We start from the raw sequence: 26,547 nt of genomic DNA, 5'->3' as shown, positions 1-26,547 counted from the left end.
AAACGTTAATTGTATTCATTTAAACAACATTATAATCATGGACAAAAGTAGAAGTAATTTAGGAGAAGCCGATCAAGGAAAAACAGTAGCTATCGTTTCTTATCTGACTATTATAGGGCTCGTTGCTGCATTAGTGATGAACAACAGCAACCCAACATCGCTGGGACGCTTTCATATCCGTCAAAGTATTGGTATTACGGCCGCTGCTTTATTTTTAGGATGTGTTAGTTTTATTCCTGGCATCGGAGAGATACTTGGCAAAGTTGTGGGTATTATTGTTCTTTTTGTTGTTGTTTTAGGTATTCTAGGGGCTGTCAACAAACAGGAAAAAGGTATACCTGTTGTTGGGCCTTTGTTTCAAAAATGGTTTTCAATGATTTAGTACTCTATATAGGTTTAAGAAGTTGCTTACTTTTTGTAGCAACTTCTTTTCATCTTGATGAGTACTTTTATATTTTCTCACTCTCAAAATATGAAATTGAAAATCATCTCTTATATTTTACATCTGCTATTTATGACTTCCTGTGTTCAGGGAGCAGATAAAGCGCAAGATGTTCGGTCTGCTACAACTAATGAAAAATCTGTGCAAGATATAGACTGGATGCCTTACCTAACTAAGGAAGGCGATTTTATATATGTAGATAAAAAAATGAATCAGAAACTGCCTGGAACATATACGCATGCAGCTCCTTTTTTGTCTACCGGCTATGCGCTCGTGCAAGATGCTGACAGGCGCAGCGCATTGATCGATACCGCGGGTAATATTATCGTCGATTATACGGAGAACACGATTGAATTAATGCCAGTTTCAGACTTTACGCTAATGATGACCGTACGAGAGTATGAAAAAACGATGCCTGTTTGGAAATGGGAGATGAACATATTGGGGGGTGGTATTAAAAAAGAGCAAACTTATCACCGTGTTGAAATTCGTATCATAGAGAGCGACCAACTCATTTTGTCGAAAAATGTTCCTTACGCTGAAGATGATTTTAGTTTGCGCTATTCCATGCTTAATGATAACCATATTGTCTTAAACGATTTCTTGTATGAAATCAAAAACAAGAAACTTAAAAAATTAAAAGAAGGAATTGCCTATACACTAGATAAGGGGCGTTATATTCCTTATCATGAAAGTCGTTTTAGTCTTTACGATATACAGAGTAGCCAACCGGTCTTAGCAAATTTTGTTGGTACAAACCAGCTACAGCTAGATTTCAATAATCAGCCTTTAGTGCTGGACTCTATAAACATGGATCGTTATGCGCCTGTTGTGCCTAAGCTTTTAAAAGGAGGGAAGAATCAAGATGTTTACGTTTTTCCACAGTATGATAAAGCTTTCCCTAAGCACATAAAGCATGCTACAGCGGATCAACTAGCCTTTTTAAAAGAAGTCGGTTTTGTATATTCTGTAAACAATTCTCCCTACTTTATTTTAGGAAGATTCAACTATGATCATGCGGTGTGGGCTTACGATTGGTTATATATCGATATCCAGGGAAATCTGTTGAATGAAATTCAGGTTGATGACTTTTACATAATCGATCAAATCGGCTATATGGTATGGCCTGATAGGTATATGCTTTTTTCAGAAGAAGTTCTTGGCCAAGATCTCGGTAAACTCAAGTCTAGCTATGTGTATGACTCTGATAGCCTTTATATTGTTAAAACGCAGCTTGAAAACGAGCCTGTAAAAGAGGGCTTATGGAATGCGCAGAGCAAATTATGGGAAATGCAGCCCAATTATTATTCGGTAAGCATATTAGATGATAAAAATCAAATTTTTGCTATACAAAAAGAATTGGAAGGTAAATATTACCTCTACAATAATAAAACCAAAAGCGAGATCGTCACTCCAGGGTATACGTATATTTATTCCAGTGGTCTAGTTCGACTCACTGACGACAATAAAGACGATATCTACTTTTACATTGATATTCCGACAGGTGCCGAGTATAGGGCATTGTAAGCCTAATTAATCTTATTATTTTTGATATGGCCTGCTCGGAAACTTAAGCAGGCCATATCAAAAATACAACTGTTATTTTTTAATGTTCGTGCCCTCCAGTATCGTTCATCTTGGCAAGTATAAAAAAAGCGCCCTTTGTTACTATTTTGATATGAGGAGGCAGTTCACTTACTGCTGTAATTGCTGTGTAACCCATATATGATGTCCCTTTTATAACTTCATATTTTTTAAAATTGACTGCACCATTTCTATCTTTACTTTCAGCACTGTGATCGTGTTTTTCACCTTCGGGGTGCACATGTTCCTTTTCGTTAGTGTGGTCGTGGTCGTCGCCCTCTTTATGCAGGTGTTCTTCTTTTTTGTGGGGGGCCTGATCCCCTTTATCAATATGCACAAAAATATAGGTTTTACCGTCTACATCTACTAAGGCCTCATTGGGTACTGCGGTCACATAGGTGTCGTCAATATCCAGTGTGCCTACAATGTTCATTCCGTCTATTAAGCCATTTTTTTCGCCTTCAATAGCACTGTGTACGGCAATTGATTTGCCATCATTTTCAAATGATGAACCTATGTTAAATACTGTAGCGGTATAATTTTTAGCTGGGTTATTTGTTACCACAAAATTAACACGCTGCCCTATTTTAATATTTGGAATATCCTTTTCAAAAACTTGCATATCTACATGCATCATGCTGTTATCTATTATCTCCACTAAAGGAAAAGTAACATCGACATAGCTGCCTACTTTGGCGTATACATTACTGATATTGCCATTTATGGGGCTGCTTACGGCTAATATATTTTTTAAATTCGTCGTGCTTATTGTTCCTGGGTTAATTCCCATCATTTGAATCTGTCGCAGTAGGGAAGCTTTTTTGGTGCGTAGTGCGCTAAGTTTGGAGGTTGCATCCTGTAGATTTTTTTTCGCTCCGGCATTTCCTGCATTGAGTTCCTTTTGTCTTTCCAACTCTTGTTCGGCCAAAACAATGCTACTTTCCAAACTTAAGAACTCCTCTTGTAGCAGTATAAACTGAGGGTTTTCTATAGTTGCTATAACTTGTCCTTTACGCACATAATCGCCTAATTCTACGTTTAGTGTTTTTATTACGCCACCATACAGAGACGTTGCATTGGCTCTATTTTTATTCGGCACTCGCAATGTTCCATTTGCTTTAATTACAGCTGTCATATTTTTGTTTTCGATATTTCCAAGGGTTATACCCACGGCGTCCATTTGTTCGGGAGTCAATGAGGTTGTGTCCTCATCTTCCTCTGTGTGTGCTGCATCCGAGCTTTGTTCTATATTTTCAATTTTGGTTTCTTCTGTACCCTTATCTTTCTTGGAGCTGCATGCAAATCCAAAAGCACTTAAGGTCAGTACTGTCAAGAGAACGATTGAATTATTTATTTTAAATTTCATGACTTTAAAATTATTTATCTGTTTAATAAAGAATAGATGTAAATCGCCGATTCATTTACCTTTTGTATACTTTTTAGGTAGCTAATCTGTGTATCTGTTGCTGTTTGCACCGAGAATAAATATTCTACGTACGATATGTCTCCTGTGCGGTAGCCCAATTGAGAAGCTTCTATAATATCCTTACTGTTAGGAATCGCTTTTTCCACAAAATATTGATACTGCTCTATGTTTTGTCTGTAGCTTTTAATAGCGTTGTTCAGCTCTGTCTCTAGTTTTTGTGTTTGCCATTCTGCGGCTAATTCGGCTGATTTCTTTTGAAAGTCCAGTGCACGTATACGTGCTTTTGTTGCGCCATACGTGAAAGGAATAGATATGCCGATATTAAAGTAGTTAAATCTTTGGCCTCTTCCGTAATAACTATCCACTCCGTTTTTAGTATGTGTGCCTATCAAGGAAATGTTGTTATAACCCAAGGTAAATTGGGGCAAGCCCATTGCTTTTTCTAATTTTTTATTTTCCGAAGCAAGTTGCGCTTCTTGGTATAATAATTGAACTTGAGGGTGTTTGGCTACAACCGATTTATCAATCAGTTCTGTTATTGCTAGAGGGCGGTAACCGTCTGGGCTTACGATTTTAAAATCCTCTTCTACTTGTAGTAAATTCTTAAGGTTGTCGTAAGCAATATTTTCTAACACTTTATTTTCCTGATACAGCAAGCGTATTTCCCCTTGTTTAGTTTCTGCTGTACTGATATCTATTCTTTTAGTATCTCCTGTTTTAAATCGTAGTCTTGCTATCTCAATAAAGTCGAGGTATATGCTATCCAGCTCGGCTAATGTTCGGTTATTATTCTGGAGATATTCAAGCTGATAGTAGTAAGTCCTTATCTCGCTCTTGATACTATTCTCGGACAATGTTTTTAACCACTCTTTATTTTTCACCTGTGCTTTAATCAGGTCTTTTCGAGCACCAAAAAGAGTTGGAAAAGGTATTGTTTGCGAAATCATGATACCATCGTCATTAGCAAAGCCACCACTATTTCCGTATTGAAAATTGACATCTGTTTGAGGCAGTTCACTTGTCGTTTTTCGTAGTGCTTTGGTCGCTGCTATGTCCATATCATTTGCTTTTAGCTCTCTACTGTTCTGTATTCCTATTGTTATGGCTTGTTCTATTGTCAAGGGTTGCTGTGCTACTGCTACGGTAGATCCAAAAGCCAATAATAGCAGTAAACCAAGAGCTTTTATAGCCTTAGAACCTACTTTCGCCTTCATTTTTGAATTGAAAATGATATATAGTAGGGGTAATACAAATAATGTTAGTAAAGTGGCTGTAAATAAGCCGCCTATGACTACTGTCGCCAAGGGTTTTTGCACTTCCGCACCTGCACTTGTACTTATTGCCATGGGCAAGAATCCTAGTGAAGCCACCATACCGGTCATTAATACGGGGCGTAAGCGGATGAGCGTGCCTTTTTTTACCCGCTCGAAGATATCTTTTATACCATCTTTTTCCAGTTCGTTAAATTTTCCGATCAATACAATACCATTTAGTACGGCTACACCAAACAAGGCTATAAAACCAATGCCTGCACTTATACTAAAAGGCATATCTCTTAGCAATAAGGCGTAAACACCACCTATTGCACTCATGGGGATTGCTGTAAATATCAAGGTCGCTTGTTTTAGAGAGTGAAACGTAAAGTATAAGAGTACGAAAATCAATAACAGTGATATAGGCACTGCAATCATTAAACGTTGACTTGCTTTTTGCAAGTTTTCAAATTGGCCACCATAAGTAAAATAATATCCCGCTGGTAACTTTACTTTTTTGCCAAGCTCTTCCTGTATATCTTGGACCACACTCTGCACATCTCTTCCTGCTACGTTAAAACCGATTACTATTCTTCTTTTGCCAGCTTCTCTGCTTATCTGGGCTGGACCGAGTTTATAGTCGATCTCCGCAATTTGATAAAGCGGAATCTGGTTTCCATCAGGCAGTGGTATCATCAGGTTTTGGACATCAGAAATATCACTTCTGTAGGTGCTGTCCAATCTTACGACCAGGTCAAATCTTCGTTCGTTTTCATAAATAAGGCCGGCGCTTTTTCCTGCAAAGGCAGTGCTCAACATATCATTGACCTCTTCTACAGTTAATCCATAATTTGCCATTCTCGCCCGATCATAATCTACATTAATCTGTGGTAGTCCACTTACCCGTTCTACCTGTGGTGGTGTTGCGCCTTCAATTGTTTGAATAACTTCACTCACTTGTTTAGCATAAGTCGCTAGACTATCTATATTTTCTCCGAAAATTTTCACAGCTACATCTTGTCTAATACCTGTCATTAGCTCATTAAAACGCATTTGTATGGGTTGGTTTTTCTCAAAAAATACACCGGGTATCACTTCTAATCGTTCCATCATAGCATCCCCGAGTTCGCTAAAAGAGCGTCCCGATGTCCATTCACTTTGCGGTTTTAATATAATCATGAGGTCAGTGGCCTCTGGAGGCATGGGGTCTGTGGGCACTTCGGCAGCTCCTGTCTTGCCTACAACCATTTTCACTTCGTCAAACTCTTTGATTAGACGTGATGCTTGCATCGATGTCTCTATACTTTGGCTCAGAGAACTACCTTGGGGTAAAATACAGTGAAAAGCGAAATCCCCCTCCTGTAGTTGCGGTATAAATTCGCCTCCCATTCTATTGAATAAAAATATACTGCTTGCAAACAATGCTACGGCGATAGTGATAATTGCGTACTTCAGGCGAATTGCTTTTTGTAGTAGAGGGGCATAAATTCCTTGCATCTTTTCCACCATTCGATCACTAAAGCTTTTTTTACCGCTCATTTTTTTAGGGAGAAACAATGCGCACATCATCGGAATATAAGTCAACGATAATATTAACGCACCCAAAATAGCGAAGCCTACAGTTTTAGCCATTGGTGTAAACATTTTCCCCTCTACACCCACTAAGGTGAGAATAGGGATATAAACAATGAGAATAATAATTTCACCGAAAGCTGCAGCCGTACGGATCTTTGATGCCGATTCAAACACCTCTTGATCCATTTGTTCTTGGGTTAGTTTTTCTGTAGATTTTCTTAAGCCTAAATGATGCAAAGTTGCCTCTACTACGATAACGGCACCATCCACAATTAGCCCAAAGTCTATAGCTCCTAAACTCATCAGGTTTGCACTTACTCCGAAGACATTCATCATGCCTAAGGCAAAAAGGAGAGATAAAGGTATAGCAGATGCTACAATCAATCCTGCCCGCATGTTTCCTAAGAATAACACAAGCACAAATATGACAATCAGCGAGCCTTCAATTAGGTTTTTCTCCACGGTTTTTATCGCTCTTCCCACGAGGTCTGTCCGATCTAGATAGGCCTCAATAACCACATCTTCAGGTAGCGATTGTTGAATAGTAGGTAGTTTTTCTTTAATTCGCTGTACTACTTCATTGCTATTTTCACCTTTCAGCATCATTACTACGCCGCCTACCGCATCTACCTCTCCATTGTAGGTAAGTGCACCATATCTCACCGCACTTCCAAAACGTACATCGGCTACATCTTTAATCAAAATAGGCACTGTTCCACTCTTCTTGACAGGAATATTTCCTACATCTTCCAATGAAGTTAATAGTCCTATTCCTCGTATGAAGTAAGCATTCGGTTTTTTATCAATATATGCCCCGCCTGTATTTTGATTATTAAGCTCAAGTGCCTTAAAAATATCAGGCACACTGACATTCATAGCTTTTAGTTTGTTAGGGTCTACCGCTACTTCATACTGTTTAAGCTCTCCTCCAAAACTATTTACTTCGGCTATTCCAGGCGTGCCGTATAGTTGCCTTGCGACAATCCAATCCTGCATAGTACGCAAGTCCTTAGCTGTATACTTTTCTTCGCTTCCTTTTTTGGGGTGTATAATATACTGGTACACTTCGCCCAGTCCTGTACTTACGGGAGCCATCTGTGGAACTCCTATTCCTTGAGGAATGGCTTCATAAGCTTCTTTTAGCTTTTCATTGATCAGTTGGCGGGCAAAGTAAATATCTACATTTTCTTTAAAAACCACCGTAATAACAGATAGGCCAAACCTTGAAATACTACGTATCTCTTCAATGTCGGGAACATTTGCAATACTTTGCTCGATCGGAAACGTAACCAGCTGTTCTACTTCTTGGCTGGCCAAGGTGGGGGTTGAGGTAAAGATCTGTACCTGGTTATTTGTGATATCCGGCACAGCGTCAATCGGCAGTTTGCTGGCGCTCCAAACTCCCCATATTATCAATATCAAGGTCATTATTCCTACAATGAACTTGTTTTTGATGCTAAATTTAATGATGCTATCTAACACGTCTATTTTATTCTAGATTGAAAACTTGAGAAAACAAGAGGTTGTCTTCTCTTTGAAAAAAGAAAAACAGGGATTAAATTATTGTATGTTAACTATTTTGAAACGTAGTGTACAATAGTTGAACAATCAAGTTCCCTAAATATTAGACGTTAAATTGCGGAGGGTGCCAGATGCTAGCGTTGTAGTCAGTAATTATAAAAACATCTTTAACAATACTGTTTTTTACCTTCGGCTGTACTAAGAAAATAGGGAATACCGCCTTGCTATTTTGAAATGGGCTTATTGATATTCCGCAACATGTACATGCACACAAAGGAGAACAAGTGTCTGCTGTGTCTTTTTGGTCATTATTAGCAATTTGTGAAGTGCTATTTTCTATTACTACAGCTATACCATCTGTACATTGCAGTACCGATAGCGCTGTGAAAATAATAGTTAATAGTATTGCTGACCATTTTATCATACACCAAAGGTATAAAAATAATTATGCAATAGAATTGCAAAGTTCAGCGGTTGCGATATACTATTTTTATAAGCATACATACTCTAACGGACCATTTTTAACTATATCAAAAATAAATGACCATCAGTAAGATCAGAGCCAGACATAGAATAAGCACTAATAAAGAGCTTCTATCAACCTTAAACTTTGGTCTGTAAATAATCTTAATCATAATTGCCTGTTTATTAATTATATCATAGATAAATTCAATATAGTAAATATAAAAAGATGTTAGCGGCATCAATTAAGAAACATGATTTTTTATCTTTGGTATTTTAATCGCAGCAGAGTGCTTATAGCTTTGTGAATATATAGATTATTAGTCATGACACAAAAAGAATATGCCCTTTACCTTGGTAAACTTATTGACGAAGAGGTGGACACCGAAAGCGAATACCTAGATCTAGACGATCAGTTTTACGCATATTTTCAATGTTTTATGCCTTACGGCGAGAAGGCAGAAAAAATATTTGAACCAATACCTAATGGCGCTACGTTTTACGAACGTCTAAAACCTATTTTTGAAGTAACAGCACAAGAGGTACTGGGTGTCGTCGAGCAGGGGGCTTCGCCAGGCTATTTTGTTCCTTCCAAAACTGCTGATAAAGAGCAGTTACAGAGTTTAGGACGAGATCTGTTAAAACATCTTCTTTTGTTTGCCGAATTTATTCAGGATGAAGAGCTTTGGCACGCTCTTCAAGGTATCAAAACTATTGAAATAGCCGAGTCCGATGCTGTTGATTTTGATAGTAGTATGCATGAAATGTGGTATGAAGCTTTTTCCAATTGGCGACTCGAAAACTCAGATACGGATTCGTTAGTCGCTATCCTAGACGAGGCCTATTACTCGATTAGTTGCGACTATTATCTTTCCGCCTATTTCCAATATCCGCGCTATAAAAACAGGCCAGCTATAGATTTTTTAAAGCCCTACTTTGAGCTTTGGAAATACGGCTATCGTTTTGTTATCAGCGATACTAATAAAATGATACTCTACGCGTAGAGGGCTGTATGAGTCCTATACCTTTATACGTGTTTACAGGTAAGTACTAAAAAGAGTTTATTTTTTATAGGCTAACCATTCTTGAAATCGTCTGTCTATTACAGTTTTTATCAACTCGTAGTTTTCAAATGTGTTTTCTACATGGTAAAAACTTTCATATTCAAAGCCCTTAGCTTCTGCTTGTTCGTCAAATGTGTCTGCGTAGTCGTCTGCAAACGAATTGTACTGTTCGGCAAAGTCGGTTTCGTCCTCGTAGTAATCTTTTGCAAATTTATTACCCACTTCGTTTAAATCTACATCGCTTAGTTTTTCGTCGCATATTTTGATTAAAAATTCAGCACCACTCAATCTTCTGTTTTTTACCAGCTCAATTTCTTGTTCTGCATCTTCACGCAGTTCTTCCGAGATCAGGTCATTATCTATGCACCATGTCAAGAACATACCTATGTGTGTCGCAGCATTTTCATTCGCTAGGTTTTCGGGGTAGTCACCGCTATAATGCCATGAAGCATCGTCGTATTTTGCCATTGTTTGCTTTCTTTTATATGTTGATATTCTCAATCACTTATCATCAAAAATAATCCATTGTTTTGGGTTTTCTATATTAAGTTTATGTAAGGTCGATTGGTAGGGGATACTTTGGAACAACAGCTTTAAAAAGCTATACTTATATTATATTTTTATTTTTTCTGATAGAGCAGATGGAACTTACTTTCGAAGTGTATTATAAGTAAGAGCATAAATAAATTTTAAGAAGCTGTTAATTTGAATTTATAAGCTTTTAATTCTTTGTTGGTTCATTTTTTAGGAGAAGAAAAATGTAACTTGTCAAAGAATTATCTATTTTTTGCCTAAATATTGATATGTAATTAAGCTTTAGATATAAGCTTCACTTTTTGTATGAAAAGCTAATAATGTACAACCTAACGATTGATCCTAACGACGAATTTAAACTTCTGGTTGCTATGCAATCAGGAAATCAGGAAGCTTATGGAAGGATTTACCAAGTTTATAGCGCAGCTCTTTATCTTAACATATTAAAAATGGTTAAGAATGAAGCTGATGCTCAAGAGCTTTTACAGGTTGTTTTTTTAAAAGTTTGGTTGAAACGTCATCTGATTGATCCTAATCAATCATTCCGTCCATACCTATTCCAAATAGCTAAGTATAGTGTGTACAATTTTTTTCGAAAAAAAAATCTGGACAGACAGGTCGATAACTATATGCGGGAACATCAGGTTGATAGTTATAGTCATGTGGAGGAGCATTTACATGAGAAAGAAAGTGAACAATGGTTGATGCGTACAATAGAACAATTGCCTGAAAGGCGGCAGCAAATATTTAAACTTTGTAAGATTGAGGGTAAGAGTTATGCCGAGGTTAGTGAAATGTTGGGAATTTCTACCTCTACTATTAATGATCATATTGTGAAAGCCACAAGATTTATTAAAGATAGACATCAGGAACTGGGGAAGCTTGCTATCATGTTATTGATCTTTTTAATATTTAAGTAAGATGTTAGATCAAGTGCAATAAAAAAGGATTGGTGAGCAGATGATGTTTTCTTGTTACGTGTATTATGATTATAAACTCCATATGATTTGAAAGAAGATATAAAACTTCAGGACACATTTCGAAAGTATATTAACGGACAGCTTAGTGCAGATCAAGTTCGTGATTTTCTTGCTCATATCCAGTCTGGAGAAGATAGTGAGCTTCTGCAAAAATTAATAGAAGAAACTTTTGGCGAGAAAATAGATTCTGTTTCGTCTAATGATGTTTTTTTAGAGTCGGCATTAAAAAAATCTTGGAGCGCTGTTCAAGACCAGATGGAGTCTGAACCAGTCCGCAAAATTCAAAATTGGCGACTTATTGTGGGGCTAGTTGCTATCTTAATCAGTATTTTATCTGTGAGTATATGGTTCTATTTGCTTAAAGAATCTACGACAGATGACTATCAAACAGTATATAACCCTATTATACCAGGACAGCAAACTGCAACTTTAACCTTAGCTGATGGAACTCAAATTAGGCTTGCTGAGACAGCAGAAGGGCAATTGGCAAAAGATGGTCCTATTGTTATATCTAAAACTGCGGATGGGCAGTTGCTTTATGAAATACAAGAAACCGGAGAGTCTGCCTCAGGATATAATGTTCTTTCTACCGCTCGTGGTGAAACATACAAAGTGAAATTACCTGATGGTACGCAAGTTTGGTTGAATACTGCTTCTTCACTGCGTTATGCTACAAACTTTTCAGCCTTTTCTTCTAGGAATGTTGAACTCCAAGGCGAGGGGTATTTTGAAGTCGCCAGTAATCATACAAAACCTTTTATTGTACATAGTAGCGGACAAAAAATTGAAGTATTAGGTACTCGTTTTAATGTTAGTAGTTATCGTGAAGACTCGATGGTAAGTACTACTCTTTTGGAAGGAAGTGTTCGTATCGATCATCACAATAAAAAGACAATTCTTGTGCCCAATCAACAATTTCAACTTAGTAGTTCTGGTGATTTTTATCTACGAGAGGTAGACACAGATCGTATAGTCTCATGGACTAATAATGAGTTTATGTTTGATGGTGACAACATTGATGAAGTGATGAGAAAGCTGGAACGGTGGTATAATGTAGATATTATTTATGAGGGGGAAAAAAGTGTTGAGAAATTTGGCGGTGTAGTTTCCCGCTTTGAAAAGATAGAAAAAGTTCTTCAACTTTTGGAAAAGACGGGTGGGGTTCGTTTTAAAATTGAAGGTCGATCGGTCTTCGTTTTCTCTAAATAATAAGGGCTAAAATAATTCTGATAAAAATACCAACTAACATTTTATTTATTTATTAAACTACTATGATGATATGAAAAGAAGTATCCTTTAATAATAATGCTAGAATAGCATAAAAAAACAGCCAAGAACTCATAGAACTTGGCTGTCGTTTGGACATTATTTTTTAACGCTAACCAGCAGCAGGTCTTAGTTTTCGACGACAGGGACATGCTGTGTTTACCAAACTTTACAAATGTATCGAAATTATCTAAAAAAAATCGGTATTGACAGATCGTTATACCGTAGAATTTGGCTTATTATGCAATTGACCAGTTTACTTTTACTATTCACTTTGATGCAAGTTAGTGCAAATTCTTTTGCTCAAAAAGTGTCATTGAACCATAGTAAGGGGTCACTTAAAACTATTTTTAAAGATCTTAAAGTGCAAACAGGTTATAATTTCCTTTATACGGAAAGTTTACTTAAGAAATCTGTACCAGTAGATATACATGTGACTAACAAGGATTTTGAGCAGGTTTTGTCTCAAATTTTTGTTAGTCAGCCTTTAAGTTACGAGCTTGATAGCAAGACTATTGTGATTCGTGAGAAAATAAAAATTGATAATAAAACTGAAGTAATTATAAAGGATTTGTTGAATTTGGCAGTCATTCAACAGGCAATCCGGGGCCGTGTTATGAACGAGCATGGCGATGTAATATCTGGAGCAACAGTTCGAGTAAAAGGAACCAATATAGCTACAAGTACGAATGACGAGGGGATGTATGAAATAAACGAAAGCCGTTCCAGTGTCGTGTTAGTTTTTAGTGCAATTGGTTTTGCTTCACAAGAAGTAGCTGTGCATGGACAACAAGATGTTTCTGTTGTACTGAAAGAACAACTGGCCGATTTAGAGGATGTAGTTGTTATTGGATACGGTACTGCTAAAAAGAAAGATCTAACGGGAGCTGTGAGTAGTATTAAAACTGAAGATCTTGGCGGGCAGGCACCAAGAAATGTAACGGATATTTTGCGAGCCAACGCTCCGGGCGTAAATATTGGTATTGCAACAGATGCAAAATCTGAGGCCTCCGTTTCTATTAGAGGAAATGGATCTTTAACAGCTAGTAACGAACCTTTGATTGTCTTGGATAATGTGATTTACTTTGGGAGTTTAGCAGATATTAACCCCAACGATATCGCTAATATTGATATTTTAAAAGATGCTAGTTCTGCTGCGGTTTATGGTTCTCGATCTGCAAATGGAGTTATTGTTATCACTACTAAAAAGGGTAAATCTGGGAAACCTTTGATAAATTTTTCGGCCAATACAGGATTAGCTACTGTAGCAAATAAGCAGAAAATTCATGATGAAAATAGCTTTCTTAAATTTAGACAGGATTATAATGAAGGGCGTGTTGGTGAAGAGTATCTAGACAAATATAAAGAGATGTTTGTTAATCCTGGAGATTTAAAGAGAGTAGATCCGGTTACCTGGTATAATTATGATCAAAGCGTACCTGTTTCTTCTGCCAATGATCAGGAGCTTACAAAAAAATGGCTGTCTAGGTTGAATTTGACGTCTCCTGAGATTGATAATTACTTTGCAGGTAAAATTACTAAGTGGGATGATCTAGTCTTTCAAACAGGGCTTCAACAAGATTATAACGTTAGTGTTGCCAATACTTCAGAGTATACCTCCCAATACCTTTCTTTAGGTTACATTGATAGAGAGGGTATTGTGGTTGGCGATAAGTTTAAAAATATCACAGCACGCGCTAATTTAGAATCTAAGATAGCTTCTTTTTTAACTACTGGTATCAATGCTCAATTTGCTTCTCGAGATGATGGTTCTCTTCGTGTTGATTGGGGGCAAATGACCATGATATCACCTTATGGCTCGAATAACCTTGACGATTTAAACAGTGCTTATAGAAAACGTCCAACAGGTCTTGATCCAATTAACCCACTTTACGAAAAATTATATATTGATCGTAATCAATCCACTCAAACTTTAAATGCTACTTTGTATGCTAAGGTTAAATTGCCTTTCGGTATTCAATACACGATAAATTATAACCCCTACTTTAATCATCAGAATTATTTTAACCATAATTCATCTAAGTCTGAGACCTATCAGCCGGTGGGAGGTGCTGTTCAACGTAATAACACCAAGTGGTTTAGCTGGCAAATTGATAATATTTTAAATTGGCAAAAACGTATCGCAGATAAACATCAGGTTGAGGTCACTCTATTAGCTAATGCCGAAAAGGGGCAGTATTGGTATACAGGTGTGTCTGCTCAGGGTTTCACCCCTAATGATGATTTAGGGTATCATTCTTTACAGTCAGCTTCTACCAATACGATATCGAGTAATGACACCTATAAAACTGCCGATGCTTTAATGGGGCGTTTGTTCTACTCTTACGATGATCGTTATATGTTTACGGGATCTGTTAGAAAGGATGGTTATTCGGCTTTTGGTAAATTAAATCCGAGGTCGGTTTTTACTTCTGTAGCATTAGGTTGGGTCTTTTCGGAAGAAGCATTCTTCAATAATGATAGTTTCCTTAATTATGGTAAGTTAAGATTGTCATGGGGCGAAAACGGAAACAGAGAGATAGGACAATATGCTGCACTAGCTCAAATGGGCTCCGGTTTGTTGCCTTATATAAATTCGTCAGGCAGTATTTATAATATCTCACAAATTTATTTAACAAGCATGGCTAATTACAACCTCAAATGGGAAAGAACTGCTACTTATAATTTTGGATTAGATTTTGGCATATTGAACAACCGAGTTTCTGGCGCATTGGACGCCTATGTTTCCCAAACTAGCGATTTGTTAATGAGTAGGGCCTTACCAAATATTACGGGGTTTAATAGTGTTATGTCCAATTTAGGTCGGGTTAGTAATTATGGAGTAGAGTTATCCTTACAAGCTACAGTTATTAATAACGACCGTTTTAACTGGAAGTTGTTTAGTACTTATTCTATGAATAGACGGAAGATCAAATCCCTGTATGGTGATATGATTTCTGTTTTCGATGATTCGGGGACTCTGATTGAGCAAAAAGAGGCTAATGACGAAAATAACGGATGGTTTATTGATCAAGATCCTGATAGAATATGGAGTTATAAAAGAACTGGCATATGGCAGCTAGACGAGAAAGAGACGGCTGCAACTTATGGCTTGCAACCTGGAGATTTTAAGTATCTCGATCAGAATGATGATGGTATCATGGATAATAGAGATAAGGTTTTCCAGGGTTATAGGACACCTCGATCACGCATTTCTTTACGTAGTCAGATGTCATATAAAGGCTTCGACTTTTCCTTTATGGTCTATTCTTATCTTAACTATTATGGTGGTTTTCAAAGAGCGGCTAATACTTATGCTTTTCCTGATAGAACGTCTGACTACGACTTACCACGCTGGACATCAACGAATCCTATTAATGATTATGCTCGCATAGGTTCAAAAAACATAGGGACAAATTGGGTTAATAAAACCTTCTTTCGTTTAGAACATGTGACATTGTCTTATAACATTCCTAAACACTTAATTAAGGCTGCGAAAATTGAGAATGTGAAGCTTAATTTTAGTATACAAAATGCAGCTGTATACAGTAAGAATTGGAGTTTTTGGGATCCTGAAAGCGAAACTGCTACTCCGCGTACGTTCAATTTTGGTATTAATTTAACATTGTAATCATGAAACTAACGACAAAAACTATATATTATATATTGCTATTTCTTGGTAGTACAATAACTGCAGGTTGTGATAAAAACTGGCTTGAACCCAAACCTTTGTCATTCTATACGCCCGAGCAGACATTTACTGAACAGAAAGGCTTTGATGCGGCTTTAGCTGCATGTGAAAATATTATGCGTTCCGAGTTTTTTGGAGATGGTATGCCTCAACTTACCGAAATGATTCTGTCCGATATATCTGTTGAAGGTACTACGGATAAAGCCGGGCCGCAAATGGATATTGACATTTCGTTACTACCGGATGCGAACCTAAATAGTATGGATTTTACTCGGGTGGGCTGGTATTGGGAAAATGCTTATAAAGCCATACAGTATGCGAATGTTATTATTTCTAATATAAAAAATACAGGACTGGAGTCCGAGGAGGTCAAAAATAGAATTTTAGGCCAAGCCTATTTTCACCGTGCCTATTGGTACTATAAGTTAGTCCACCAATTTGGTGATGTCCCTTTTGTAGAGCATCAAGTTGTAGACGCACGTACTGACTATTACTCGGCTGATCGTTGGAGTATTTTAGAACGTATAAAAACGGAATTGGAACAAGCTTACGGGTGGGTGCCCAGCGTTGTTGATCGTGGGCGTGTAAGTAAAAATGCTATTGGTACCCTGCTTACGAAAGTTTATATATCCTTGGGGGATTTTGATAAAGCAATTCAAGTAGGACAGGCTGTGGTTGGGGCTCATCCGTTAATGACCCAACGTTTTACTACTAACCAAACTAAAGAACGTACAAATTTAATGCATGATTTGCACAGTGTTGAGGCGAAGTTAGATCCGCAAAATACGGAGGGGATTATGTATGTAGTTTCTTACCCTAATATTCCCGGATCAATTAGATCGCAGTTAGGACGAAATTTAATTCCGCGTATTGCTGGTGTTGTTACACCTGACGGACAAATTGGGGTTTCTTTCAACAAAAGTGTAGAACCTCAATATGAAATCAATACTCGCTATGGGCGAGGTATAGGACGGGCTCGTTCTACGAACTATTTTCAATACACGATCTGGACAGATAAAGAGCAAAAAGATCTGCGGGGTGTGTATAATCGCGATAGTTGGATAAGCCCTGCCGATTTATGGTACAACGACATCGAGTTAAAGAAAAAAGGCAGTGTTTATTATGGCGAACATTTGGTTAAAAATCCAGCTATGTCCGTAGAGGACTCTATTCGCTCTTGGTACCAGTGGCCACATTATAAAACCCTCGTTCCCGATCCTACTGTAATTGACTGGTGGGGAGGTGAAACTCCGATGTATATTTACCGCTCTGCCGAAGTGTATTTGCTTTTAGCAGAAGCGTACTATTGGACAGATAACTTAGTTTTGGCAGCAGAGATGATTAATGTCGTTAGGAAGAGGGCTGGTGCTAAGATTTTGACCGCTAATGATATTAATATAGGAGCTATAGTTGATGAGCGCGCACGTGAGTTGTATTTTGAAGAAAATAGACATATTGAACTTACTCGGATTTCTTATGTTTATGCAAAGACAGGTAAAACCTGTGAATATTTTGGAAGAAGTTATAACTTAGCTACACTTTCTGGTCCGGGTGGCGCTGGCTCTAATGTTAAGCAATCAGGTTATAATTTCTATTATGATTGGGTAATAGAAAAAAATAATTTTTATAACAAGGGTATAAAGCATAGGTGGGCAGAATATAAACTAAGTGTACATCATATATTGTGGCCTGTTCCAGCTTCGGCTATTAATGCAAATACACAAGGCGTGATTAACCAAAATAAAGGATATTCAGGTGCTGAAAATAATGTAGAACCTATTAAAATATAAGAATTATGAAATACACTTTTAATTTATTAGTATTCGCAATGCTTTTTTCTATTACCCACTCTGTTACCGGTCAGACGGTAAATTACGATGAGTCGAAAGTCCCAAACTATAGTCTCCCTGATGTACTAAAGACGAATAGTGGTCAAGTTGTTAAAAATTCAAAAGAATGGGAGACAATCCGCCGTCCCGAAGTATTAGATATTTTCACTAAGCAGATGTATGGGAAAACGCCTGCTGAGCAAATAAAAGTTAGCTATGAAATGCTACTTGAAAACAAAAAAGCGCTCAATGGTAAAGCAACGAGTCGACAGATCAAGATGAGTTTTGAAAATAATGGGAAAAAGGTAGATGCTCTCTTACTTTTATTGTTACCTAATAATCGGCAATTAACTGAGAAGTTGCCTGTTTTTGTGAGTTATAATTTTCGAGGTAATCATAGCACTATCAATGACTCTACTATTGTGTATAGCTATAATTATGGTTTGTATACAGAAAAAGGACATCCTTTTTGGGAGCGAGGCAACCAAAGTAGTCGTTGGGATTACGATTTGCTTATCGATAGGGGGTATGCGGTGGCGACAATGTGCTATCATGATATTTTTCCTGATAAGCCTGATTTTAAAGAATATAGCGTTGCGTCTTTATTCTCTGACTATCCCAACAGCCAATTGGCGGATGATAGTTGGGAAGCTATTGGTGCTTGGGCGTGGGGATCAAGTAGAATAGTTGATTATTTACAAGGTGTTCCCGAAATAGATACTGAGCGTGTTGCTATTGTTGGACACTCTCGATTGGGAAAAGCAGCTTTGTGGGCCGGCGCGCAGGATGAACGTTTTAAAATTGTTATTTCTAATAATTCTGGAAGTGGGGGTGCAGCACTTTCCAAGCGTGAGTTTGGTGAAACTGTTAAGATTGTATCGAATATAAAACCTGCTTGGTTTGCAAAATCTTTTAATGCTTACCGGGATAATGAAGCAAAATTGCCATTTGATCAGCATATGCTTATTGCCCTTATGGCCCCTCGTTCGGTTTATATTGCAAGTGCAGCAGAAGATTTATGGGCAGACCCAAAAGGCGAATATCTGTCAGGAGTTTACGCATCCCCGGTTTACAATTTGTATAACTTGAAAGGTCTTGAAAATACAAAGATGCCTCTCTATAACAAGCCTATTCATAATAATATAGGTTATCATATCAGAACTGGTAAACACGATGTAACTTCTGTTGATTGGACATTCTTTGTTCAATTTGCAGACCAGCAATTTGCTCGATAGTAATTAAGACAGTAAATCTGGCTAGTACTTTCTAGTCATTAAAAAATATAGGTTCGGCAAAGTATATGTCGAACCTATATTTTTTTTAGTTACTTTAGCTCAGTCAATTTAGAAGTTATGGTGCTAATAATGCTTGTAGCGTCTTTGTAATATACTTGATGATTTTTAAAATATTATTTTAACACCAGCAGTCTAAAAGAAAATGAAAAATATATTTATAATCTTTTTCGCTTCATTTTTACTCTTTTCTTGTCAATATGGGCACAAAAGCGAAAAAAGCCAACGGTTAGCTGATGATGCGCTGACTAAGAGTTTAGAATTAGCCTATCGTAAAGATGGCATTAGAGGTTTTTCTGTGGCTGTTGTTGATGAAAAGGGACTCGTGTACAACAAAGGTTTTGGCTTTGCTAGTCTCGATCAAATAAAGGCATATACTGCGCATAGCACTCAAAATATAGCTTCCATATCTAAAACCTTGATAGGTGTTGCTCTGCTTAAAGCGCAAGAGTTGGGTAAGCTAAACATTAATGATCCCATCAACGACTATTTACCTTTTAAAGTCGTTAATCCTCATTATCCTGAAATCCCCATCCTTATTAAGCATTTGGCATACCATACTTCTTCAATTAACGATCTGGATGAGGTTTACGCAAAATCTTATGTTTTAAGCAAAGATCAGCACGACGAAAATGAAGGTGTTTATGATTATTTTAATAAGCCCGAAACCCATATTTCATTAAAAGACTTTATGTTGAATAGTCTTACCCAAGGTGGTAAGTGGTATCAAAAAAGTACATTTTTAGACTCAAAGCCAGGCGAAAAACGAGAATATTCCAATATAGGGGCTGCTCTTTGCGCTTTGGTTATTGAGTCTGCAGTTGAGCAAGACTACCGTATATTCACACGAAACTACATCATGCAACCTTTGGAAATGAATAGTTCCGGTTGGTCCGTAGGAGATATTGATAGCTTAGGACGTTCTCGGTTATTTGCTTATAAAGGAAAAATGATAGCCGAATACTCTCTTATTACCTATGCTGATGGTGGACTTGTAACATCGAGCCATGATATGGGATTATTTTTATCCGAGTTGATTAAGGGGTGTAACGGAAGTGGCAAGTTGTTGACAAAGGAAAGTTATAATACCCTTTTTGAAAAACAAAGATTTATAGATCAGGATGAAACTGAAGAATATGGTGTTTTTATGGAGTTTCGAAATGATTTTTTACAGGTTAAAAATGATATGATAGGGCATAATGGTTCCGACCCGGGAGTCTTTACAGCTATGTATTTCAATCCTACAACTAAAGTGGGTAAAGTAGTTTTGGTTAATACAGATACTGATTTTACCGATATCGTATGGCCCGAAATAGAAGAAATATGGAAGTCTTTATCCGATTACGAAAGCATGATCAGTAAGTAAACGTTTCTAATTTGTTGTTTTGTATTAATTGCCCAATGGGTTTTTACTATAAAGCTATTTTTGCATTCTGTGACTACATTTTTTACAAGAGAGTACCAATAATTGCTAATGTTTTATTCTTTTAAAGTAGATTAATAAAACATCTTATCTTTATCTTTTCAAAAGCATTTTAGTGATAATGAATTTTAAATCAATCTTAACGTTATTTCTTGTTATTATATGTTTTGGAGCGGTTGCCCAAAAGCCTGTTATAACGTATGTTAACACACACGATCGTTCTACGATTATTTGTGACCCTATTACCGCGGCAAATCCTTATCCTGCTTGGGCTGTGTTTCCCAGCAAGGATGAGTCTATCCGTAAAGTCACTATGCATGTTACTTTGGGTAGCCCTGATAGCTTAAACACTGCGCATTGGGATTATTTAGATCATATTATTTTACGGCGCAAAGGCGGTAAAAATAGTCCGGAACTGAATTATGAGTTGAGCAGAATGCTGACACCTTATGGTAGTATATATAACAAGGGGTGGAGTTGGAAATGGCAGGTCGATGTCACTGATTTTGCACCGTTGTTGCGCGATAGTGTGGAGATTGTTTATGTACATACTGGCTATGAAGACAGTACAGTGGGCTGGGCTTTGAGTATAGATTTTGAAATACTGCATGGGCCTTCTGTCGTTGAGCCATTAGGTATGGAGCCTTTATGGAACCAAGCCTATAAGTATGGCGATCCTCGAGCGAATATTGAAGAACATCTTTTGCCTATATCTTATGAGTCGGAGAAAGGTGCCGAGTTGAGTCGCATCCGTATACAGCATACGGGGCATGGTATGGACAAGCCTCGTGGTTGTAGTGAGTTCTGTAGCCGTTGGCGGGAAATCTCTTTAGACGGCAAGGTCGTTGACCGCAGAGATATGTGGAAGAAATGTGGAGATAATCCACTTTATCCGCAGGGCGGAACCTGGATTTACGACCGTGCTTATTGGTGTCCTGGCGATTTGCAAGAGGCCGATATTATTGATGTTTTTACTAAACCCGGTAAACACCAAGTTTCCCTCACTATGGAGCCTTATACCGCTACGGACAATATACAAGCTGTTGAAAACATAACTTCCTTCTTGTTTCATTATTCTGCGCCAAAGCAAAAAACAGATGTAGCAATCGAGGCTATTATGGTGCCTAGCGACGAACAGCGTTTTTCACGGATGAATCCGGCAAGCTCTGGGCCACGTATTTCTTTCAGAAATTTAGGCGCAGATCTGCTTCGTTCATTGACTATCGTATACGGTACGAAAGGTTTCCCTACTAAAACCTATCACTGGAAAGGTGAGCTTGCTTTCAATCAGGTAGCTGATATTATTTTGCCCGGAGAGATCGACGAGAAAGATGGCGATAATGTTTTTCATCTAACACTTGATAAACCCAATGGCAAGAGGGATGCCTGGATTGGGGATAATAGCAAAGAGATAAAGTTTACAGCACCGGAGAGATTCCCTAATGAGTTTGTACTGGAACTGCTTACAAATAAACATCCTGAAGACAATAGCATTTATCTGGTCAATGCACAAAAAGATACGTTATATCAGAAATTGTCCTCCGTTTTGTCTCCTGAAACAGTTTATAGAGACACCATCCGTTTATCGGAGGGGCTGCACTCCTTACAGTTGATAGATACTGCGGGTAATGGTCTGGAGTTTTGGGCACAACCTCAAAAAGGAGATGGGCATCTGCGCATATTTGATTTTGCTGGCAACCTTATTCATGCTTTTGAAAGCGACTGTGGAAGTGGTGAAATGTTTAGCTTTAAAGCTACTTCCGGTTTTGAAATGGATACGTTAGTAGCTAGACATGCTTTTTCTCTATATCCTCGATCTGTTATTGATCATACTGAATTAAAAGTTGTTTCCAATACATTCAGCGACATGACTGTGCAGATTACTGTCGATGGTGTGCTGTGGCAAAAGCACGAATATAAAGCAGTTAAGAATGCAGCATATCAATATGATTTAAATCATCTTCCAAAAGGAAGGATTGTCGTAGAAGCTTTTATGAATGGAGTGAGTAGATTTAAAGGGCGGATAAATAAAAAATAATAGCGACTGTTCATCCTTTTTTGGTGGTCCTGTAAATTTGGTTTTTGATAAATAACCTATGCTTTTTATTAACTCCTGTTACAAAGAAGCTACTTTACAGCGACATTAGGTAGCTATATGCTTATATTTCAGATTGTTTTCGTTATATTAACCCTCAATTGATTAATTGCGGGGGTATAAAGCTTTCTGCAACCCCTATAATAAAAGCCTGCGTCTTTCTCTTCAAGGCTTTTATATTTTAGCACTTTATGCTATTCAGTTGTCTCACGCCCGTGGGACAACTGTTATGCATAAAGATGAAAGCATTTTAATCTTTTGAAGTTCTCTCTGTCCATTGAAAAATTAAGTCATCTAGAGAAAGTTTGTGTTTTATTTTTCGGCAACTATTTTTCCGGATATTCCTGTTCTCTCACTGCATGCATGTCCTTACTTTCTTTCATTGGTAATTATGGTATCGAGTAGTTTAGAAGTCTCTTTTGTCACTATAGGCTATTTACACAAGGTGGGCAACAAATAATATTATGTAAATTTGTAATTATTCTCAAAAACCAACAAAATGACAGAGCTTGAATCAAGTATAAGATCCTATTTTGGAATAATAGAACCAACAGAATTAAAATCTATCACTTCGCTATTCAGGCTAGAAACTTTCGATAAAGGCCATTATGTCCTTAAAACAAACAAGAAATGTGAAAGATTGAGTTTTGTACAATCTGGACTTTTACGGATTTTTACCGAGATAGAAAGTAAGGAAGTTACGCAATGGATCTCAACCAAAGGTACTTTTGTAACGGACCTATCTAGTTTTATCTTCAATAGCCCCAGTCGCTGGACAATTCAAACCTTGACCGACACAGAGCTTTACACCATCAACAAAGACGAATACGAAAAAATTAAAAACACCCTTCCCAAATGGTCTGAATTGGAAAAACTGTTTATTGTCAAATGTTTTACAACACTTGAGGACAGGATTTTTAGTCACCTTTCTATGTCGGCCGAAGAACGATATCTCTTTTTTTTCGAGAACAACAAAGAGCTATTTAATCAGGTCCCACTACAATACATTGCATCAATGCTTGGGATGACACCAGAAACTTTTAGTCGAATAAGAAAAAAACAGCTTTCTTGATTTTTGTCAAGCCAATACTGTTAAATAAGATAGACCTTTGTCATGTTAAATAAATGGAACGAGAAATTAAAAGTTTTATCTCTCTTATTTAGTGACGATTTTTATCAATTCACCAGCTATGGCAAAAGAAATCAAGACAGAAATTCTTATACACGCAACCCCAGAAATAATATGGTCAATTTTGACAGACTTTGATAACTATCCGAGTTGGAATCCTTTTATTGTTGCATTAAAAGGAAAAGTAGAAAAAGGCAATAAAATTAAAGTCAGTATTAAACCGCCGAATGGCAAAGCAATGGCTTTTAAACCAATTATAATGACTAAAATAGACAATAAAGAATTGAGTTGGTTAGGTAAAGTATTTATTGGTGGACTATTTGATGGAAGACATACATTCGAATTAATTGACAATGGTAACGGCACAACTACTTTTATTCAAAGAGAGCAATTTGAAGGTGTCTTTGTAGGGCTATTCAATCCCCAAAAAACGATTAATGGCTTCAATGAAATGAATGAAAAGTTGAAAGAACTTGCAGAACGGTAATAGTGTTTTATTTGTTGTATTTTAATAATCGCTAATTCATTTTATTAAAAAAGAGCATGTTATGGAGCTATCTTTAGCAATGCCGTATTACGCCATACAAGAAAACAAATCACGAGCATTTTGTTACTACAAATACTCGTGATTGTCTTATTAAATATGTGTGTGAATTTTATTTATAAGCAAATACTTCACCCAAATCATCGTTGCTGGTGAATGTAGAACCAAGGTCTATTAGCTCTCCCGTGCCAATGTTGATAACCATTCCGTGTACTGCTAGGTCATTCCTTTCTTTCCAAGCATTTTGAATGATCGATGTGGTGCATAAATTGAACACCTGTTCTTTAACATTAAGTTCTATCAACCGGTCGACTTTCTGGTCGTGATCTGCTATTGCATCGATCTCTTTAGCATGTATACGATATACATCTTTGATGTGGCATAGCCAATTATCTATGATTCCGAATTGTTGACGGCTTAGCGCGGCAGCAACGCCTCCACAACCATAATGCCCTGCTATAATAACCTGCTTTATTTTTAAAACATTGACTGCATAATCAAGTACCGATAGCATGCTCATGTCGGAATGGATAACCATATTGGCTATATTACGGTGTACGAATACCTCTCCAGGTTTTGTGCCTGTAAGCTCATTGGCCGGTACGCGACTATCTGCGCAGCCTATCCATAGTATTTCTGGATTTTGACCTTTAGCCAATTGTTGAAATCTGCCCGTTTTGTCTTTGCTTACAAACTCAATCCAGTTTTTATTACCTTCGAGTATTTTTTGAAAACCTATTTTTAATTCTTTATTTTCCATGTTATAAATATTATATGGTGCGTTTTTCATGCGTCCAACTTGCAGTGATAAATCTACTAGTATGCTTTTTGCATTACTTTCTTCCGTTTTAGGAATTGCTCTTGCGGTTGTTTTTTGTATGTAATATCAATTAAGATAATCTCGATACCTTTGATGCGTGCATTATGCTCATAATCTTTAATTACTTCAATCACGTCTTTATCCAAAAATTTACTGTTACGGCCATCTATTGTTACCGATTTTACAGTTTTTGGTAATGCATAAAGCTGTTTCTGTATAGCGGCTTTATTAAGGAAAGTAACCTCTTCCGCCAATGTTATTTTTACTTTAGAGCCATCTTCATTATCTTGGTCTGTGTCTTTTGAAAAATGGAAGATAAAAGCATTCTGTATGTTTGCCCGAAAGATGTAAAACATGGATACTAAGATTCCTATTCCTACGCCTTTTAATAAATCTGTTGCAACAATAGCCAATACCGTCACGAAAAAAGGAATAAACTGATCTAAACCTTTGCCATACATAGATTTAAATAAGGAGGGCTTAGCTAGTTTGTAGCCCGTATGTAATAAGATCGCAGCTAGACAAGCTAAAGGGATGAGGTTGATAATTGCTGGAATGGCTAATACTGCTAATAGTAACCATATACCGTGTAATATGGCCGATTGACGAGTACGACCGCCTGAGTTGGCATTGGCCGAGGATCGAACGATCACTGAGGTGAGCGGGATACCGCCAAGAAATCCAGATGTCATATTACCTACCCCTTGAGCCAAGAGCTCTTTACTCGTTGGAGAAACTCTTTTCATAGGGTCTAACTTATCAACCGCCTCTATACTTAGCAATGTTTCTAAACTCGCTACAATTGCTATAGTGATGGCGACGGTCCAGACCTCTATATTCGCTATTTGGGTAAAATCTGGAAAGATAAATAAAGCTTTAAACTCTTCAAATGATGACACCACTGGGATAGTCACAAAATGCGCACTTCCATTAATTAGTGCAAAGGAAGTGTTCTGAAAGCTGTAGCCTAAGGCTACACCAACTATAACCACTAGTAGCGGAGCTGGAACTTTGTTGAGGTATTGGATGGATGGCCAGTAAATCAATATGAATAACGACAATAAACAGATAATAGTTGCGCCGACATTGATTGTCGAGAAAACGGTGTCTGTAAAAGCTTTTAAGCCGCCGCCATTGTCAATTTCGAAGGCGTGAGGCTCCATCATGCCGAAGGCAAGAGGCAGCTGTTTCAATATAATGGTGATACCTATTGCTGTAAGCATACCAAGGATAACGGCTGATGGAAAGAAGTTCCCAATCATACCTGCTTTAATAATTCCCAGCACGAGCTGTACAAGCCCTGCAATAACTACTGCTAACAAGAATGTTTCATAAGCCCCTAGCTGTTGAATGGCACCATATACTATAGTGGTAAGTCCTGCTGCAGGACCACTTACGCTGAGCTGTGATCCTGAAAAAGACGCAACTACTATACCTCCTATAATACCTGTTAATATACCTGCGAAAAGGGGAGCGCCTGAAGCCATCGCAATACCCAAGCATAGGGGTAGAGCTACCAGGAATACTACAATACTCGCGGAAAAATCATATTTCAAGTCCCTTTTCGATAGTTTGAGAAAAGCGGACATACGTGTTCCTAACATAAAAAAAATTAAA

Annotated in this window: 18 protein-coding genes; 12 read left to right on the top strand and 6 right to left on the bottom strand. The window is 37.5% G+C overall.

Annotated elements, in window-relative coordinates; translation table 11 throughout:
- Positions 1-37: 37 nt before the first annotated feature.
- Positions 38-382 (top strand): DUF4870 domain-containing protein, encoded by a 345-nt coding sequence (locus tag ORI89_RS06955; RefSeq protein WP_268229722.1) that lies wholly within the window; start codon positions 38-40, stop codon positions 380-382.
- Between the two features lie 90 nt (positions 383-472).
- Entirely contained in the window at positions 473-1,969 is a 1,497-nt protein-coding gene (locus ORI89_RS06950; protein WP_268229721.1) for a hypothetical protein, read from the top strand.
- A gap of 79 nt (positions 1,970-2,048) precedes the next feature.
- On the opposite strand, the gene ORI89_RS06945 is transcribed toward ORI89_RS06950, so the two are convergent.
- From ORI89_RS06945 to ORI89_RS06935, 3 genes are all read right to left on the bottom strand, one after another.
- The gene (locus ORI89_RS06945) at positions 2,049-3,392 is read right to left on the bottom strand and encodes an efflux RND transporter periplasmic adaptor subunit (protein WP_268229720.1); all 1,344 of its coding nucleotides are present in this window, start codon (positions 3,390-3,392) and stop codon (positions 2,049-2,051) included.
- A 14-nt stretch (positions 3,393-3,406) separates the two neighbouring features.
- A complete protein-coding gene (locus ORI89_RS06940) occupies positions 3,407-7,762 on the bottom strand; it encodes a CusA/CzcA family heavy metal efflux RND transporter (protein WP_268229719.1) in 4,356 nt (1,451 codons plus the stop codon).
- A 142-nt stretch (positions 7,763-7,904) separates the two neighbouring features.
- The gene (locus ORI89_RS06935) at positions 7,905-8,225 is read right to left on the bottom strand and encodes a DUF6660 family protein (RefSeq protein WP_268229718.1); all 321 of its coding nucleotides are present in this window, start codon (positions 8,223-8,225) and stop codon (positions 7,905-7,907) included.
- Between the two features lie 364 nt (positions 8,226-8,589).
- Here ORI89_RS06935 and ORI89_RS06930 point away from each other — a divergent pair, with 364 nt between their 5' ends.
- On the top strand, positions 8,590-9,267 hold the full coding sequence (locus ORI89_RS06930) for a hypothetical protein (RefSeq protein ID WP_268229717.1): 678 nt from the start codon (positions 8,590-8,592) through the stop codon (positions 9,265-9,267).
- A gap of 57 nt (positions 9,268-9,324) precedes the next feature.
- On the opposite strand, the gene ORI89_RS06925 is transcribed toward ORI89_RS06930, so the two are convergent.
- A complete protein-coding gene (locus tag ORI89_RS06925) occupies positions 9,325-9,795 on the bottom strand; it encodes a DUF7832 domain-containing protein (RefSeq protein WP_268229716.1) in 471 nt (156 codons plus the stop codon).
- A gap of 386 nt (positions 9,796-10,181) precedes the next feature.
- Here ORI89_RS06925 and ORI89_RS06920 point away from each other — a divergent pair, with 386 nt between their 5' ends.
- The 9 genes from ORI89_RS06920 (at position 10,182) to ORI89_RS06880 (ending at position 24,053) form a co-directional block, all read left to right on the top strand.
- A complete protein-coding gene (locus ORI89_RS06920; RefSeq protein WP_268229715.1) occupies positions 10,182-10,781 on the top strand; it encodes an RNA polymerase sigma factor in 600 nt (199 codons plus the stop codon).
- Between the two features lie 87 nt (positions 10,782-10,868).
- On the top strand, positions 10,869-12,050 hold the full coding sequence (locus ORI89_RS06915) for a FecR family protein (protein ID WP_268229714.1): 1,182 nt from the start codon (positions 10,869-10,871) through the stop codon (positions 12,048-12,050).
- A 298-nt stretch (positions 12,051-12,348) separates the two neighbouring features.
- Positions 12,349-15,738: a SusC/RagA family TonB-linked outer membrane protein gene (locus ORI89_RS06910; RefSeq protein ID WP_268229713.1), complete on the top strand. Its 3,390-nt coding sequence runs from the start codon at positions 12,349-12,351 to the stop codon at positions 15,736-15,738.
- A gap of 2 nt (positions 15,739-15,740) precedes the next feature.
- Complete coding sequence (locus ORI89_RS06905) at positions 15,741-17,588, top strand: RagB/SusD family nutrient uptake outer membrane protein (RefSeq protein ID WP_268229712.1); 1,848 nt, start codon at positions 15,741-15,743, stop codon at positions 17,586-17,588.
- Positions 17,589-17,593: 5 nt separating this feature from the next.
- Entirely contained in the window at positions 17,594-18,862 is a 1,269-nt protein-coding gene (locus ORI89_RS06900; RefSeq protein ID WP_268229711.1) for a glucuronyl esterase domain-containing protein, read from the top strand.
- A 202-nt stretch (positions 18,863-19,064) separates the two neighbouring features.
- Complete coding sequence (locus ORI89_RS06895; RefSeq protein ID WP_268229710.1) at positions 19,065-20,285, top strand: serine hydrolase domain-containing protein; 1,221 nt, start codon at positions 19,065-19,067, stop codon at positions 20,283-20,285.
- Between the two features lie 178 nt (positions 20,286-20,463).
- Positions 20,464-22,380, top strand: coding sequence for a peptide-N-glycosidase F-related protein (locus tag ORI89_RS06890; protein WP_268229709.1), 1,917 nt, complete (start codon positions 20,464-20,466; stop codon positions 22,378-22,380).
- Between the two features lie 556 nt (positions 22,381-22,936).
- A complete protein-coding gene (locus ORI89_RS06885; RefSeq protein WP_268229708.1) occupies positions 22,937-23,509 on the top strand; it encodes a Crp/Fnr family transcriptional regulator in 573 nt (190 codons plus the stop codon).
- Between the two features lie 118 nt (positions 23,510-23,627).
- The gene (locus tag ORI89_RS06880; protein ID WP_268229707.1) at positions 23,628-24,053 is read left to right on the top strand and encodes an SRPBCC domain-containing protein; all 426 of its coding nucleotides are present in this window, start codon (positions 23,628-23,630) and stop codon (positions 24,051-24,053) included.
- Between the two features lie 169 nt (positions 24,054-24,222).
- Here the strand turns inward: ORI89_RS06880 and ORI89_RS06875 are convergent, their stop codons facing one another.
- Both ORI89_RS06875 and ORI89_RS06870 read right to left on the bottom strand, forming a co-directional pair.
- A complete protein-coding gene (locus ORI89_RS06875; RefSeq protein ID WP_268229706.1) occupies positions 24,223-24,870 on the bottom strand; it encodes a carbonic anhydrase in 648 nt (215 codons plus the stop codon).
- Positions 24,871-24,926: 56 nt separating this feature from the next.
- Complete coding sequence (locus tag ORI89_RS06870) at positions 24,927-26,534, bottom strand: SulP family inorganic anion transporter (protein WP_268229705.1); 1,608 nt, start codon at positions 26,532-26,534, stop codon at positions 24,927-24,929.
- Between the last annotated feature and the right edge of the window lie 13 nt (positions 26,535-26,547).

It is taken from the genome of Sphingobacterium sp. UT-1RO-CII-1, from assembly GCF_026711005.1.
GTDB lineage: Bacteria > Bacteroidota > Bacteroidia > Sphingobacteriales > Sphingobacteriaceae > Sphingobacterium.
The sequence above is the reverse complement of the archived record's forward strand: the minus strand, read 5'-3'. Positions and strand labels throughout refer to the sequence as shown.

Bases quoted from the DNA above. Each gene is read 5' to 3' on its own strand.
- ORI89_RS06955 (WP_268229722.1), top strand. From the start codon at position 38: ATGGACAAAAGTAGAAGTAATTTAGGAGAAGCCGATCAAGGAAAAACA.
- ORI89_RS06950 (WP_268229721.1), top strand. From the start codon at position 473: ATGAAATTGAAAATCATCTCTTATATTTTACATCTGCTATTTATGACT.
- ORI89_RS06945 (WP_268229720.1), bottom strand. From the start codon at position 3,392: ATGAAATTTAAAATAAATAATTCAATCGTTCTCTTGACAGTACTGACC.
- ORI89_RS06935 (WP_268229718.1), bottom strand. From the start codon at position 8,225: ATGATAAAATGGTCAGCAATACTATTAACTATTATTTTCACAGCGCTA.
- ORI89_RS06930 (WP_268229717.1), top strand. From the start codon at position 8,590: ATGACACAAAAAGAATATGCCCTTTACCTTGGTAAACTTATTGACGAA.
- ORI89_RS06925 (WP_268229716.1), bottom strand. From the start codon at position 9,795: ATGGCAAAATACGACGATGCTTCATGGCATTATAGCGGTGACTACCCC.
- ORI89_RS06920 (WP_268229715.1), top strand. From the start codon at position 10,182: ATGTACAACCTAACGATTGATCCTAACGACGAATTTAAACTTCTGGTT.
- ORI89_RS06910 (WP_268229713.1), top strand. From the start codon at position 12,349: ATGCAATTGACCAGTTTACTTTTACTATTCACTTTGATGCAAGTTAGT.
- ORI89_RS06905 (WP_268229712.1), top strand. From the start codon at position 15,741: ATGAAACTAACGACAAAAACTATATATTATATATTGCTATTTCTTGGT.
- ORI89_RS06900 (WP_268229711.1), top strand. From the start codon at position 17,594: ATGAAATACACTTTTAATTTATTAGTATTCGCAATGCTTTTTTCTATT.
- ORI89_RS06895 (WP_268229710.1), top strand. From the start codon at position 19,065: ATGAAAAATATATTTATAATCTTTTTCGCTTCATTTTTACTCTTTTCT.
- ORI89_RS06890 (WP_268229709.1), top strand. From the start codon at position 20,464: ATGAATTTTAAATCAATCTTAACGTTATTTCTTGTTATTATATGTTTT.
- ORI89_RS06885 (WP_268229708.1), top strand. From the start codon at position 22,937: ATGACAGAGCTTGAATCAAGTATAAGATCCTATTTTGGAATAATAGAA.
- ORI89_RS06880 (WP_268229707.1), top strand. From the start codon at position 23,628: ATGGCAAAAGAAATCAAGACAGAAATTCTTATACACGCAACCCCAGAA.
- ORI89_RS06875 (WP_268229706.1), bottom strand. From the start codon at position 24,870: ATGGAAAATAAAGAATTAAAAATAGGTTTTCAAAAAATACTCGAAGGT.
- ORI89_RS06870 (WP_268229705.1), bottom strand. From the start codon at position 26,534: ATGTTAGGAACACGTATGTCCGCTTTTCTCAAACTATCGAAAAGGGAC.